The organism is uncultured Nonlabens sp. (assembly GCF_947495285.1).
In the GTDB taxonomy this organism is placed as follows: domain Bacteria; phylum Bacteroidota; class Bacteroidia; order Flavobacteriales; family Flavobacteriaceae; genus Nonlabens.
This window is the reverse complement of record NZ_CANLXZ010000036.1, coordinates 12,744-28,406: the sequence shown is the minus strand read 5'-3', so window position 1 is coordinate 28,406 and position 15,663 is coordinate 12,744. Positions and strand designations below refer to the sequence as shown.

Here is a 15,663-nt window from a genome sequence, read left to right as displayed (position 1 = left end):
ATCAAAAATTCTTTCGGTTTTGCCATCCATAAATATAACTATAAATAACGACTTTTCAAAATAAAAATGGTATAATAACTGTCTAAACTTTTCTATACATTTATATTTGAAAAAAAAACATAAAATGGAAGACCACTACTCTACACTTTATTACACACTAATGTACATACATTTAATCACGGTAATCCCATGTGTATTTATAGGCGCCTACCTTCTACTATTCAGTAAAGGGACTGTCTGGCACAGGAATTTAGGTAAGTATTACATGATCTCTATGATGGTAACCGCGATAGTTTCTCTTTTTATGCCTGCCATGGTAGGGCCACAATTCTTAAACCACTTTGGTTACATTCACTTATTCAGCCTTCTTACTCTATGGTCGGTTCCTACTGCGTACATCGCAATTAGAAAAGGACAGGTAAAAAAACATAAATTTAAAATGGTTTTTCTTTACATAGGTGCATTAATCATAGCAGGCGGCTTTACATTAGTACCTGGTCGTTTTATGTACGAAGTCTTTTTTGGGTAGTATGATTTTACAGAACTCGCTTTTGCGAAAGCGGAATTAACATCCTTATCTTATTAAAAATACTGCCCTATGCCAAAGACAAAACCCTGCGTAGCATCTCGCGTGACTCCTACACCGTAATCTATTCTAAAAATAGTATTGAATATGCGTTTATGAATAAAACGGAAACCTATACCTGGATATACTCTAATGTTTTGAGAATTACCAAAATCGGTTAATTCTCCTCCTGGATTTCTCCACGATCCAGCGTCTACAAAAGCATTTCCCTGCAGTACAAACCAGTCCTTATCTATAAAAGAATAACGGTATTCTGTATTTAAAACAAGGGCTGCTGTACCTCTATCGATGGTATTACCTACACCGCGTATATTTAAATTATTATCTACCGCAAATGGAGCAAAGGGAGAATCGTCATTAGTAGAAAAACCTACTCTTAAGCGATTTGCCCAGTTACCACGCTCTCCTATCCTATGAAAATAGGTAAAGTCATTTCTCCATATAGTAAAACTAGGTAACGCACTATCTGAACTATCTACATATTGTAAATTGAAGAGACTCTTAAACCCTTCATGGTACTGGTAGTAGCTATTTACACCATTATATTCATAGATAACCTTTGCCAAAAATTTACTTACTTCTAATTTTTGTGGAACCGCAGTAGATGTGGCGCCTCTTAAATAATTGTATTTTTCTGTAAAGGTGCTCAACGCTATTTCGCCACGATGGTTTAAACTAAATTGATTTAAAACTCCCGCAGTAAAGGAAACGTTATTATATTTATACTGCGCCACTTGATTATTAAAAAAAACAGGCTCTTCTGTTGTGAGCGATTGTGCCATAAAAGATAATCCCCACTTTTTATTAATTATATAAGGTGCTCTTATATTAAGACCATAAGAATCAAAGATGTCTTTTTGATAAAACACTCCTAGAGCTATACCTCTTCCTAGTGTGTTAAATTCTGTAACACCTACACGATAGGCTACCTCATCTTCATCTGTGGTATAAAAATTAAAATATGGGATGATGGTAAAATTCTCTTGTACACCGTAGACTACTTTATAATCGCTGTCTAATTTATGTACTTGGTAATACGCATGAGCAATTCCTGATTCACGTTTTAATCTTATGATATCATTTTCTAATAGCGTGCTATCTAGCTGCTGGCCTATCCTTAAATTAATGATAGATTTTATATAAGACGTTTTAGTCTTTTTATTATCCTGTATTACTATTTCTAGGACAGTCTGACTAAAAGAAAAAACACTTACCACTAGCATCGCTAGAGTGATAAGTGTCTTAAATTGTTTATGGGACAATGTTTCTTTTTTTTAAAGGACCACTCGCAAACCTAAATTAAAAGTTTCTCCTATTCCTGTATTATTACCTCTTACAAAGTTAGTATAAAGTGTCTCTAAATTAAGCTTTTTAGTTAATTGATATTTAAAACCACCACCTATCGCTGTAAAGTCTTGTGGAAAATCATTCCCTAAATCGATACGTTGCGAGTGTTGTGCTAGTGCAAGAATAGTAAATTTAGAAGACGGGAAATAACTCAAAAACACTCCTGGTGTTAGGTTTAAACTGTTATTTGCAAAACTGTCCTCTTTATTCCCTAAACTAAATTCAGAATTCAACTCAGCAAATAATTGCCAGTCTTTACTAGGGAAAGTGTAATCGTAGAAAAATCTATTCTGGATGCGATAACTTTTCTGAGCTAGAAAAACACCATCCTTTACCTCATCTTTAACGAGCGGTATAAACACAGAACTCTGAATAGAAAAATTATTTATAGATTCAAAAGGAACGAACTTTATAGATGGTGCAAAGGCTGTAAGACCAGATGCTCGCTCACCTTCTATGTTTTGAAAACGTAAAGCTTCTAACGGCCATTGATCTCTTTTTACATTACTACGCAATTCTAGAATTACACCTACATTCCATTTCTTATTATTACCTACTCCAGTATATGCCTCTAGTGTAGAGGTGAAAAATGTCTCTCTTGCTTCTCTTCCCTCAGTGAAAGTACTTTCTGTCTGAGTATAAAGGTTATTGAACCATTTTATATCATATTGTCCTTTACCTATCAATTTTGATGGTGTTAAAGTCTGTATTACAGATCCTTCTTCTTCAATATCTTCTTGTGCCTGTACCGTAAATAAAGTAAATGCAAATGCCAGTAGCAGCCATATGTTGGTTGATTTTTTTTTCATTTTCTTATTTTTTATTGATTTTCCAATTATATGTATAATATTTAATTTTTGTTTTAGGAGTAAAAGGCTCTTTTCTATACTTATTTATAAAATCTATAGTCTTTCCATCTTTCTCAAAGTCTGCTTTATACCATTCAAATATTTGAGAGACTGCTACTTTTTTACCAGGCCTTATAAATTTATCGTTATTAATAGCAAGCTTAGTCTGTTGTTCTAATTGTGCATTTAATGTAGACGGTAAATAGGCCTGAGATATTAACGGTGGACACCCTACCGCGCCACATACTAATACAAAATGAAATCTAGCATCGTTAAATTTTGCACGTAACATCTTATTCTCAATATCATTTAGAGTAATATTCTCACCTGCGATAGCGTATTTAGTTTTATCAAAAAAGCCAGGTTTATCTAGTGGAGAAGAAATAGGATAATTATCTACCAGACCTTTTATCACATGGAGGTTATAAGCGTTGATCCAGAACGCTTGAAAATCAATCGCATGAGACGACTCAACTCTTATCTCTTGAGATAAAGAAACTAATTGATCTAATTCACTTCTATCATCTTTTATAGTATTGTAATCTACTTTACCGCTTTTTACATATTTCCCTAAAAATATGTCTAGCTTATTGTGAAAAGATGTTAAATCTTGGGCATTTCCTATACTTGATATGAGAAGTATAAACAGGAGACTATATAATTTATTTTTCATGTTTGTAATTTTTATCAAAATTAGAATTATTTGCTATAAATAGCTTTCTTTAAAATATCAATTAAACTTCAAGTATTATCACAAGATTATAACAGTGGCTTATAAATGTAGTAATAATGCTAGATTGCACTACAAACATAGTTTTATATACCAGTTACTATTAGAAACATTTTACCTTTACGATGCTATATTTTTCCCGTTTAATGGTTTTATGCTGTATAATTTTAAGATATCCGCTTTCGCGAAAGCGAGAACAACACCATCTACATCTCATTTTAAGACCTAAAAAAAGGGAAATACCGTTTAAGTATTTCCCTTTCATTAAAAAAATAATTATTACACTATTCTGTAGTAGCTGGATACCAGTCTAAAAGAGTCACCTCAATATCGCTGTTAGTGTCGTTAATCATTTGTTTAAATTTTTCTACATCTTGAAAACCGTCTGTACCACGATAGTGATAAGGTACTACTTCCTTAGGTTGAAATTCTAATACAGCATTTGCCGCCTGGTCTATATCCATCGTATAAGGTAAATTCATACACACAAATGCTTTGTCTATATTTTTCAAGGCTCTCATCTCTGGAATATCTTCTGTGTCGCCAGATATGTAGATACGGTATCCATTTTTCTCTAGCACATATCCATTACCTCTACCTTTTATGTGTTTGTCTAATCGACCATCAGTAAGGTTATACATAGGTATGGCTTCTATAGTTAATTCATTAACTGTAGTAGTGTCTCCATTATGGAGTACAATTGCTTTTTGATCTTCTTTAATCTTATCATTTACAGCGCTAGGCACCACTAACTCTGTACCATCAGTTCTTACTGCATCTAGAGTTACTGCATTGAGATGATCCCCATGTATGTCTGTTACAAAAATAAAGTCTGCAGCAGGCATTCCTTCAAAGGCAGCTGCCCCACCTACTGGGTCTATATAAATGATTTGACCATTCCAGTCTAGAACAAATGTAGCATGCGATATAGGCATAACCTTCACATCGTTAGCTATAACAGCGTTTTTTGATTCTACCTGCTCGGTAATAGTATTTACGTCTTCTATGGTGGTTTCTTCCTTGATTTCTTTACAAGAGATTGCCATTATAGAAGCAGCCGTTAATGTGATCCATACTTTTTTCATTGTTTCTTATTTTTATTGATAGTTCAAATTTAATGATGACAAAATTACTTTTACATAAAAAAACCTAAAATGATCTAATGAAAACTTAACTACTTAAAAATAAGAATTATGATTACCGAGTGTAAACCTTAAATTAAGATAGGTAACCATTCTATAACTTTAGATCATGTGACCGATAACATATATGTAAAATAAGCTTCATCTTAAGTTTTCATGTTTTTAAACGGATAAAAATAAATTTGGACCACTTAAAAAAACCTTTAATACCTTACAAAATGAAAACAAAATCCTTAATCTTTGCAGCTGCAGGAATGATAGCATTAACAGCATGTAACGATGACGATAAGCAAATTATCAATCCACAGGCTGAAAATGTGGAATTAAGAGCTCACTCCATTACACCTAACTTTTTAAAAACTACTTCAGATTTTTCTTCTGTAAATGTTTACCCTATTCTTTCTAGTGAAGATCAACTAACAGAAACTCCAGAATTTGTTTACGGCTCTATGGCAGACGGCCTGGGACTAATTTACAATGCAGACCAGCAAGACTATACTTTAATAAATAATATTGAAGCAGACTATTCTATAGCGCGTATTACTCTAGATAATACATTTAAGCCTGTAGCTGGAGAATATATATTAAATGAAGAAGCTACAGGGTCTACAGCACAATGTTCTGGTTCTTTAATTACCGTAGATGAGCATGGTTTCGGCCCACTTTATCTCTCTGGTGGAGAATGGGGAGGCGCATCAAAAGGTGTTTTTGCAACTGAAATCACTAAGCACGCTTCTTCCAGAATGTTTCCAGAAATGCTTACTGCCATGGGACAATGGAGTACTGAAAATGCCGTAGCAATAGGTAAAGATGCTTATGAAGATAAAACCGTAGTATTTATAGGTGACGATCACTCTGACAACAATACTCCATCTGGACAGTTAGGTATGTATGTAGGTGATCGTGGTGATCTTTATAATGGTAATCTTTATGGTCTAAAAGTAGATACGGCTGGTATCAACTTTGAAATGGATATGGTAGAAGGACAGTCTTATGATGCATCTTTTGTAGAGTTAACAGAAAAAAACATAGACCTACTAGATACTGAAGCTAAAACTAAAGGAGTTATGGGCTTCTCTAGACTAGAAGATATAGACTGGAGACGCGGCGACGGAGATAATCAAAGAGAAATATACTTTGCAGTAACTGGACGTAAAAAAGACGCTCTAGTAGGTAAAGGTTCTCTATATGGTCGTATATATAAAGTAGAGTTAAATGAGACAGATCCTACAGGACCTGCAAAAATAACTTGCGTTCTAGATGGTGATAAAATAGGTGGTACCGCATGGGGTTTCCATAGCCCAGATAACATTCTGGTTACTGAAAACTATGCTTATATTCAAGAAGATCCTAACGGTTATTTTGATGATGCGGTAAGAAATCACTACGCTAGATTATATCAATATAACTTAAATACTGGTGAGATTAAAGTAGTACTAGAGTGTGACCAGGTAAGCGCAACTGCGGCAGGAATAGGTAGTGAAAATAGAGTATGGGAAATAACTGGTATGATAGACGTATCTGACCAGGTAGGAATAGATGGTACTTTTATGGTTGTTACCCAAAATCACGGTTGGGAACCTGCAGACGGTAGCGCTTTTTCTGACCCTAACGCTGTTACAGATGTTGCTAGTAGCCGCAAAGAAGGTAGTATGTTATATGTTCTAACTGGATTAGAAAGATAAGATGACACTATTTTACTTAAATGTAATAAAGAAGACCTGCTGCACCGCAGGTCTTCTCTTATTAATGATATCTTGCAAACATGAGTCACCACAATATGTTACACAAGTAGAGCAACAGCCTTCTTTGCAACTGCAAGAACTATTTATCAACGACCTTACCTCGTGCAACAATTATATAGATTCTCTTAAATCAACAACACATACAGACAGCTTAAAATTCTATTTTAAAAAAGCGCGTTTAGAATTTAAAAAGATGGAACCTATTCTATCTTTTCAAGATTTAAATAATTATAATTATTTAAATGCTCCTAATATTATTAAGGTAGAAGAAGAAGACCTTACTGACATTAAAATAAGTCACCCTAGTAGCTTTCAGACACTAGAAGAAAACATTTTCAGTGACACACCAGACATTGTTTCTATTCATAAAACAGCTGGTAAATTACAGTCTAGATTACAGGTTCTAATAAGAAATACCGATATTAGATTCTTTAAACCTTATCATGTTTTATGGTTGATACGCAAACAGTTCATACGCACCGCCACTACAGGTGTAACCGGTTTTGACTCACCTGTTTTAGAAAACAGTTTGATGGATGCTGTTACCGCTTTTGCAAAAGCAGAACAAATATTAAACCTCTACAATAACAATTTTAAAAATGACCAATTAAAAAGTACTTGGAAGCAAAAATTCCAAGATTCAAAAGAATTTCTAGAGACTAGTAATTTTGAAGAATTTAATAGGTATGAATTCATAAAACTACACATAGATCCTATGCTAGTATTATGGAATAAAACAGCACAGGACTGGCAGGTGCAATTCCCTTTACAAATGGCCATTGATAATAACGCCACTAGCTTATTTTCTAAAGAAGCACTGTCTATAGATTATTTTGCAGGCCATAAAGTAACTCCATTAACAGAGGACAAAATAGCCTTAGGAAAACGTCTATTTAACGATAATCAATTATCATCTTCTAAAGAAATAAGTTGTGCCACTTGCCATAAAAGTGATATTGCTTTTACTGACGGACTAACCACACCCAAAGGTCTAACTCGCAATAGCCCTAGCCTCACCTACAGCGCTTATCAACAAGATTTTTTCTATGATAAAAGAGCCGGTAGTCTAGAGGGACAAATAGTATCTGTTATTAATAATACACAAGAATTTCATTCAGATTTAAAACATTTTACAGAGCATATAAATGAAGACCCAGAGTATATAATAGCCTTTAAAACCGCTTACAACACTACAATTAATCAAAATGCGGTAAGAACGGCCATTGCAAACTATGTGCGCAGTCTTAATTACTGGAATTCAAAATGGGATCGCAATATCAGAAATGAGGTCAACACACTTACCTATTCAGAGATTAATGGTTTTAACCTCTTTAATGGTAAAGCAAAATGTGCTACCTGTCATTTTGCCCCAGTTTTTAATGGTACTGTTCCACCAGATTTTATGGAAACCGAATTAGAACACCTAGGTGTACCCTCAAAGTCTGTGACAGTAAATGCCGTTATTGATGAAGATCTAGGAAGATTTAATGTCTTTAAAACAGAGAATAGAAAACATTTCTTTAAAACGCCTACTCTTAGAAATGTGGCATTAACTGCACCATACATGCATAACGGCGCTTACAAAACTCTTGAAGATGTTATAGAATTTTATGATTTAGGCGGTGGTTATGGTATAGGCATTACAGATCAAGATTACCAGACGCTACCTACAGACCCATTGAATTTAACAGATCAGGAAAAAACAGATCTCATTAACTTCATGAATACTCTGACTGACCTAGAGTTTTTAAAAGAATCCTACACCACTCAGTAGGTCTAACTTATTCAAGAAGCGCAATTCATAAAATTGCGCTTCTTTTATATCGCCTCAATGTATAGTAAACACTCAAATATAAAAGTATGCCGACTATAAGGGAAAAGTATGCGCTCCTAAAAAAGCTGATTTTATAGGTAGGTCATGATTACTACTAGTACCACTTTTTTTAAACCGTGATATGACTATTATAATTTTCATTACACCTTTTATAATTGATCCATAATCACTTTTAATATCAATTGCAGTGGTTCCTTGTGACACTGTATTATCCAGCCTCCACCACGCTTGTTCATAAAGCTCCTCTTCATTCATTTTCACTAACCATCTAGTTGTATATAAAATCACTACACCTCGAGCAACTATTTCTACATAGATGACACCGTGGATTTTATCCTCAAATTCTGACTCACGTGTAGATGTAAAAACTAAATGGATATGACTATCGACATCTAGGTGTGCTTATTTTGTCGGTATAGGCATGACACATTCTGGACGATAAAGAAAGAAATCATGCCTTAAACATAATCCATAATTAAACCATCTTAATATACGGTAACTCATTATTCATCTCGTCGCCACGTAAAGGGTTAGTAGTTGAATTTATTACTTAGACCAGCTCTTTTATATTACAAACGGCATACTCTTATTATGAATAGAATCAACTCTCCAAAAAATAAGGATTATTCTACAAGCTATTATTTGTAATAATTTCAATTATATATTTCACTTTTAATTTACATTTAACAAAAACTATCTTATTAATTTCGGCAATATGAAAGAAAAATACAATGATAACTACCTATGCGTTCACGCTGGTCAACTTAAAGATGACGTTTACGGTGGTGCAACTGCCCCTATATATACCTCAACTGCTTATGATTATCGAGGTGAAGGAACAAATTTATACCCACGATATTTTAACACACCTAATCAAGTTGCGTTAGGTAAAAAAATGGCAGCATTAGAGAACACTGAGGCTGGTATGATATTCGGTAGCGGTATGGCAGCAATAAGTGCCGTTTTCTTAACCTTTCTTAAAACTGGTGATCATGTAATAATTCAACGTGCTATCTATGGTGGTACTGCTTATTTCATAACAGCCGAATTTAAAAACCTCGGCATAGAGTACACCATGGTAGAACATGTAGATCAACAGAGTTTAAATGCAAGTAAACAGCCTAATACAAAAATGATCTATATGGAGACACCTAGCAATCCTTTGTTAGAGGTGACAGACATGGATTTGGTTTCCGCTTTCGCGAAAGCGAACTCCTTAACCAGCGTAATAGATAATACATTTGCATCACCTATAAACCAGAATCCAGCAGATTTTGGAATCGATATTATAATACATAGCGCGACTAAATATTTAGGCGGTCACAGTGATATTTGTGCCGGTACCGTTAGTTGCAGTCAGGTAAATATGGATAGAATATGGAACACTGCAAAAAATTATGGGGGTAGTTTAAGCGATCAAACAGTTTGGCTTTTAGAACGCAGTATCAAAACTCTTGCCTTAAGAGTAAAAACACAATCTAAAAATGCTAAGAAAATAGCTAAGTTTCTAGAAAAACATCCCGATATTAAAACAGTCAATTATCCTGGATTAAAGTCGCATCCACAATATCAACTTGCCAAAAAACAAATGAAAGCCTACGGTGGCATGATGTCTTTTGAGTTAAAAAACCATATAAATCAAACTGAGTTTCTAGAAAACCTAAAAGTTATATTTCCTGCACTTAGTCTTGCAGGCGTAGAAAGTACTATTCTTGCCCCTAGTACAACATCTCACAGTTTACTTACTCCACAAGAAAGATCTGAACAACGTATTTCAGATAAATTACTCAGATTTTCTGTAGGTATTGAAGAAATCGATATTCTTATAGACGACTTAGAAAGCGCTATGGAAAAAAGTCGTAAAAAAAAATAATATGAAATTAGACATACTCGCCATAGGAGCACATCCAGATGATATAGAATTAAGCTGTGCTGGTGTATTACTTAAAGAACAGTCCTTAGGAAAAAAAACAGGAGTGCTAGACTTAACAAGAGGTGAATTAGGCTCTAGAGGTAGCGCCACTATAAGAGATCAAGAGGCCGCCGCAGCATCAAAAATCCTCAAACTATCTGTAAGAGAAAATCTGGCCTTTAAAGATGGATTCTTTAAAAATGATGAAACACACCAATTAGAGATCATTAAAATAATTAGAAAATACCGTCCAGAAATCATACTATGTAACGCTATTAAAGACAGGCATCCTGATCATGCCAAAGGTTCTGAATTAACTAGTGTCAGCTGTTTTTTATCTGGATTAAAAAGAATAGAAACCTCATTAGATGGTAAAGTACAAGAACACTGGAGACCTAAACATGTCTATCATTACATTCAGTGGTTAGACATAGAGCCAGATTTTGTAGTTGATATATCTGGATTCATGGATCAAAAAATGGCGTCGGTGCAAGCTTATGGAACACAATTTTTCAATCCTAATGATAATGGACCTAAAACACCTATCAACTCAAAGAATTTTTTAGATTCAATAATGTACCGTAGTGCAAACTTCGGCAGGCTTATAGGAACTGAACACGCAGAAGGTTTTACAACACAAAGACATCCTGCGGTAAATAGTATTTTTGATCTGAAATAAATTTTAAAAAAAAATAAAAAAAATAGTTCGCAGTATTAATAATTTTACTAAATTTGCAACCGCTTAAAGCAGGTGGTTGAATTCTTGAGACCCACTTTAAAAAACTCACATTGATATGGTGGTTGTAGCTCAGTTGGTTAGAGCGCTGGTTTGTGGTGCCGGAAGTCGCGGGTTCGAATCCCGTCTTCCACCCTAAAAGGTCTTAGTTTTTACTAAGACCTTTTTTTTTGATTCATTCTAAAACTCTCACCTCTTCCTTTTAAAATGTTGTCTCGTAGTTTTAAGAACAATCCTGAGTTCAACTCATAACGGCATAAATTTCCATTAACGTCTTAGTTTTTACTAAGACCTTTTTTTTGATTCATTCTAAAACTCTCATCTCTTCCTTTTAAAATGTTGTCTCGTAGTTTTAAGAACAATGCTGAGTTCAACTCATAACTACATAAATCTCTATTAACGTCTTAGTTTTTACTAAGACCTTTTTTGATTCATTCTAAAACTCTCACCTCTTCCTCTTAAAATGTTGTCTCGTAGTTTTAAGAACAATGCTGAGTTCAACTCATAACTGCATAAATTTCCATTAACGTCTTCTTTTTTACTTAAGACCTTTTTTTTGATTCATTCTAAAACTCTCACCTCTTCCTTTTAAAATGTTGTCTCGTAGTTTTAAGAACAATAAGTTAAAACACAAAAAAGTTCTTTTTTGACTTCATAAATGGACAAATTTCCATTATTAAATTCTCAATATTATTTAACAAAATCAAATTATCCACAAAGTGTAGTACTAAATTAATTAAGTACCCAAATGGTACTATAAAATATATTCTTTTCTACCACTTATGGTGTCTACTATATTAAGTGAATTATCATTATTTTATCACTGATACAAGTAAATCATATTTAAGTGCTAAAAAAGTATTAAAAATTAGATAAAAACACATAAATAAATCGCTCAAAAGATACTTATAGAGATTTATTGAGCTCTATTTCGTTTTAAAAACACATTACCCTACTAAATTTATAGGAAATTAAATTAACTATCGATAAATTTTAACACGCTTATCGATAACTTATATAGCAATAAAAATGTATTTCATCGAAAATAAAGTAGTCCCGAAAAGTAATAAAAAGCCTTCAATCAGCGATGCTCATTAGAAATATCATAAAATTAACGTTAAATAAATAAATTTAAAGTTTTATCAGTAGTATTTAAAACATGTGAAATTTCTGATACTTTTAAAACATCAATTAAATAAATTTTCAAACCCTTAAATAATTTACCATGAAAAAATCACTAATCAAACTTTCTTTAATAGGACTAGCATCCTTTGCAATGCTCTTTACTTCATGTGAACAAGATCAAGAAATTACAGTAGATCAAACTGAAAGTCTATTAGAATTGGCAAAAAAACATGCCGAGAAAATAGGACACAACCCAGACGATATTGAGGTACGTGATTTTCTATACCCAGATGGAACTAGTGAAAAAAGAATCTATATAGAAGATGACATCGCACTACTAGAAGAACAGTTTTTTGCTCTAGAACAAATTAATAGCTTCACAAAACAGTTCAGAACTAATAACCTAGTAACAGGAAATAACAGAACCATTGATATTGTTGGTTACACAGGAAATGACCAATTCGGTCTTTCTAGTAAAGCTCAAACAGCTCTTAGATGGGCAGTAGCTAACTATAACAGACTTAACAATGTGACGCTTAACTTCAGGTTAACTTTTGGAACAAATTTGAATAATGCTGATATGTTTGTTTATGACACATCGTTTAACACATCTAATCAAGGTGGTGTAGCTGGATTCCCAGACGCTAGTGGTAGACCTCATGACGCTATTCAGATTTATAATCTAGAAAGTTTTTCTACCAACGTAAATGAACACGTTATCACGCATGAAATAGGTCACTCTATAGGTTTTCGTCATAGTGACTGGTTCTCACGACAGTCTTGTGGACAAAGTGGTGAATCTGCAGGGTCAACTGGTGCTGTCTTTGTAAGTGGTACTGTAAATGGATATGACCCTACTAGTTTAATGAATGCTTGTTTTTCTGCTCAAAGCGATGGAGAATTTAACAACAATGATAAAATTGCATTAGATCAAATGTATTAATCTAAAGATAATTATCATCTACTCAATTAAAGCTCGACCTATACAGGTGGAGCTTTTTTTACATCCAAAAATATAAATTTAGTCCGATAAGGCTCGGTATCGTATTACTTTATTATAAAGTTCATTCTATCAATTTTGATAACTAGATTTTAATTAAACTAATACGTATGTAATCACAGATAATTACTTTAATAAACATATACCATGTCACATAAGATTAAAAGCTCTGGCATTAATCCATACTGTTTTTACCATATTTATTTTAAACCAAAGTCTTGAAAGATACATACCGTCATCGTTAAAAGAATTCCCTTTAATGAAGCTACTAGGTGAACACTTTTAAAATATAAGATAACTTGCTCTACTGCCGTATCTTTTGAATACTAAATTGTCCATATTGGTAAAATGTAAACCACAGCAAAAAAATAGGGTACGTACACTTTGTACTAATAAAAGCACACTGGCAATTCAATTAAATCATCTACCCTATTTGAAATACAGTAATAATTCCTTAAAATAAGTGTTTATCAAAAAAAACTATCAATAATCTGAATTTTAATATCTTACAATCTTTTTATAAAGATCAATACAACATCATTAAACACGTTGATAAAATAGTAACGCATGAGTGATAGAGCATGAAATTCATAAAGAATTGTAATCATACCCAGAATTACCTAGCACTAATTAATCAAACATAATAAAGACTTGATTTGAGTTAGGATAAAAATTATATCCACTTCCTAAAATATAGATACCGCTCATATTAAGCACTGAGATAAAAAAATTAAAACAGAATCAATATTTGAACAAATTAAAATCAACCCCACCTAACGATTACAGCGCATAAGGTAGTGTCAATTGTAAATATGGAGATATAAAGCGACCTAGAATAGAATAGCTTTCTATTTTTATCTAATGAAACGAGATAGAGACTATTTACATTTTTTCAGCGTACCTATAAAATTTTTATATTTCAATTAATACATTGAAAGTTATATAGTTATGAATAATTTTATCGTTTGAGTAAGTCTATTCTCAATTAAAATAAACAAAACACAGAAATAAGTCGAGATAAATTCTACTATAACGTTATAGTATTATTACTTTTGCAAAAAATTAAACACACTAAACCCACATTTATGAGTAACCATGTAGATACTTATGAAAAAGAGCTCGCTTTTCAAACGGACAGGCGACGTGCAGCTGTTGCATTTATTAAAGTCGTGAGCGACCTATGGTATGACCGTTCTATAGAATTGGTACTATTTAGAAATCAGCTTATTGATAGAAACGTAAGCGAGATCATCAACTTACATGAATATGCTGGCGAATTTGTACAAAAACCTATTTCTGTTTTTGATAGTGTTGAGATCGCACAAGCTATATTATCTCTAGACTTACCACCTTCTAAATTAGACATAGGAAAACTAACTTATGAGTACCATCTAGAAGAAAATGAGATGCAGGATGCCATGGCTTTTGTGATGAGCAAACTGGGTGACGCAAAAAAAACAGAAGGAATAATTCCTAAGGATGTGGTTCTTTATGGTTTTGGTAGAATAGGACGTTTACTAGCTAGAGAATTAATGAGCAAGGCTGGAAAAGGCAGCCAGTTAAGACTGCGCGCCATAGTAACTCGTGGTGCTATAACAGAATCTGTTCTAGAAAAACGTGCTTCTTTACTAGCACAAGATAGTGTACATGGAGATTTTTCTGGTACGGTAAGCTATAACGTAGAACAAGAATCTCTTATCGTTAACGGGACAACTGTAAAAGTGATAAGCGCAAACGCGCCAGAGGATATAGATTATACAGCATACGGTATTAACGATGCTCTTATTATAGATAATACTGGTGCTTTTAGAGACGACGTGGCACTAGCCCGCCACCTAGAAGCAAAAGGCGCACATAAAGTACTACTTACCGCACCAGGAAAAGGTATTCCTAATATAGTACATGGAGTTAACCAACTGGAGAATGATCCTGACCAGGTAGATATATTCTCGGCTGCTAGTTGTACGACTAATGCTATAACACCGGTATTAAAAGCGATAGAAGATAGTTTTGGTGTTGTAAAAGGACATCTAGAAACCATACATGCTTATACTAACGATCAGAATCTAGTTGATAACATGCATAGTAAGTACCGTCGTGGACGCGCTGCTGCACTTAATATGGTTATTACAGAAACTGGTGCTGGAAAAGCGGTAAGTAAGGCCTTACCTTCTTTTGACGGTAAACTCACTTCTAACGCGATACGTGTTCCTGTACCTAATGGATCTCTTGCGATTCTTAATCTAGAATTAGAAACTGCCACATCTAAGGATGCACTTAATGCTACCATTAAGAAATATGCTCTAGAAGGTGATCTAGTAGAACAAATTAAGTATTCTATTGATAATGAACTTGTCTCTAGCGATATTATAGGTTCTAACGCTCCTTCTATCTATGATTCTAACGCTACTATAGTTGGACCAGATGGAAAAAACGCAGTCGTATATGTGTGGTACGATAATGAATATGGATATAGCCACCAGGTAATAAGACTGGCTAAATACATCGCAAAAGTAAGACGTTTTACATATTACTAGATTTTTTTATAAGTTGTTTTTAAATTTGCTGAAACGTAAAAGCCATCTTAACAAGAGATGGCTTTTTAGTTAGATTTTATTTGGATAAGTGTTCCGCTTTCGCGAAAGCGAGAACATTTCA

At 33.6% G+C, this 15,663-nt stretch carries 12 protein-coding genes and 1 tRNA gene; 8 read left to right on the top strand and 5 right to left on the bottom strand.

Translation table 11 applies throughout. The annotated features are described in order from the left end of the window. The first annotated feature begins 124 nt into the window (after positions 1–124). Positions 125–529 (top strand): DUF2306 domain-containing protein, encoded by a 405-nt coding sequence (locus tag Q0838_RS12750; protein WP_298955798.1) that lies wholly within the window; start codon positions 125–127, stop codon positions 527–529. A gap of 53 nt (positions 530–582) precedes the next feature. Here the strand turns inward: Q0838_RS12750 and Q0838_RS12745 are convergent, their stop codons facing one another. The 4 genes from Q0838_RS12745 to Q0838_RS12730 all read right to left on the bottom strand — a co-directional run bounded on the left by Q0838_RS12745 (position 583) and on the right by Q0838_RS12730 (position 4,596). Continuing rightward, a complete protein-coding gene (locus Q0838_RS12745; protein WP_298955796.1) occupies positions 583–1,848 on the bottom strand; it encodes an outer membrane protein assembly factor in 1,266 nt (421 codons plus the stop codon). A 12-nt stretch (positions 1,849–1,860) separates the two neighbouring features. Beyond that, a complete protein-coding gene (locus Q0838_RS12740) occupies positions 1,861–2,742 on the bottom strand; it encodes a transporter (RefSeq protein WP_298955794.1) in 882 nt (293 codons plus the stop codon). A 4-nt stretch (positions 2,743–2,746) separates the two neighbouring features. After that, positions 2,747–3,454, bottom strand: coding sequence for a DUF547 domain-containing protein (locus Q0838_RS12735; protein ID WP_298955792.1), 708 nt, complete (start codon positions 3,452–3,454; stop codon positions 2,747–2,749). A 341-nt stretch (positions 3,455–3,795) separates the two neighbouring features. After that, positions 3,796–4,596: an MBL fold metallo-hydrolase gene (locus Q0838_RS12730; RefSeq protein ID WP_298955790.1), complete on the bottom strand. Its 801-nt coding sequence runs from the start codon at positions 4,594–4,596 to the stop codon at positions 3,796–3,798. A 275-nt stretch (positions 4,597–4,871) separates the two neighbouring features. On the opposite strand from Q0838_RS12730, the gene Q0838_RS12725 reads away from it, so the two are divergent. Further along, on the top strand, positions 4,872–6,338 hold the full coding sequence (locus Q0838_RS12725) for an alkaline phosphatase PhoX (RefSeq protein ID WP_298955788.1): 1,467 nt from the start codon (positions 4,872–4,874) through the stop codon (positions 6,336–6,338). A gap of 1 nt (position 6,339) precedes the next feature. Next, positions 6,340–8,172, top strand: coding sequence for a cytochrome c peroxidase (locus Q0838_RS12720; protein ID WP_298955786.1), 1,833 nt, complete (start codon positions 6,340–6,342; stop codon positions 8,170–8,172). A 93-nt stretch (positions 8,173–8,265) separates the two neighbouring features. On the opposite strand, the gene Q0838_RS12715 is transcribed toward Q0838_RS12720, so the two are convergent. Then, positions 8,266–8,493: a hypothetical protein gene (locus Q0838_RS12715; protein WP_298955784.1), complete on the bottom strand. Its 228-nt coding sequence runs from the start codon at positions 8,491–8,493 to the stop codon at positions 8,266–8,268. A gap of 454 nt (positions 8,494–8,947) precedes the next feature. Here Q0838_RS12715 and Q0838_RS12710 point away from each other — a divergent pair, with 454 nt between their 5' ends. The 5 genes from Q0838_RS12710 to Q0838_RS12690 all read left to right on the top strand — a co-directional run bounded on the left by Q0838_RS12710 (position 8,948) and on the right by Q0838_RS12690 (position 15,542). Further along, positions 8,948–10,105: a PLP-dependent aspartate aminotransferase family protein gene (locus tag Q0838_RS12710; protein ID WP_298955783.1), complete on the top strand. Its 1,158-nt coding sequence runs from the start codon at positions 8,948–8,950 to the stop codon at positions 10,103–10,105. A 1-nt stretch (position 10,106) separates the two neighbouring features. Next, positions 10,107–10,823 carry a bacillithiol biosynthesis deacetylase BshB1 gene (gene bshB1, locus Q0838_RS12705; RefSeq protein WP_298955781.1) on the top strand — a complete coding sequence of 239 codons (717 nt, stop codon included), beginning with the start codon at positions 10,107–10,109 and terminating at the stop codon, positions 10,821–10,823. Between the two features lie 117 nt (positions 10,824–10,940). Continuing rightward, positions 10,941–11,016: transfer RNA gene (locus Q0838_RS12700), tRNA-His, on the top strand. A gap of 1,089 nt (positions 11,017–12,105) precedes the next feature. After that, a complete protein-coding gene (locus Q0838_RS12695) occupies positions 12,106–12,948 on the top strand; it encodes a M57 family metalloprotease (protein WP_298955779.1) in 843 nt (280 codons plus the stop codon). A gap of 1,142 nt (positions 12,949–14,090) precedes the next feature. Beyond that, complete coding sequence (locus Q0838_RS12690) at positions 14,091–15,542, top strand: glyceraldehyde-3-phosphate dehydrogenase (protein WP_298955777.1); 1,452 nt, start codon at positions 14,091–14,093, stop codon at positions 15,540–15,542. Positions 15,543–15,663: the final 121 nt, after the last annotated feature.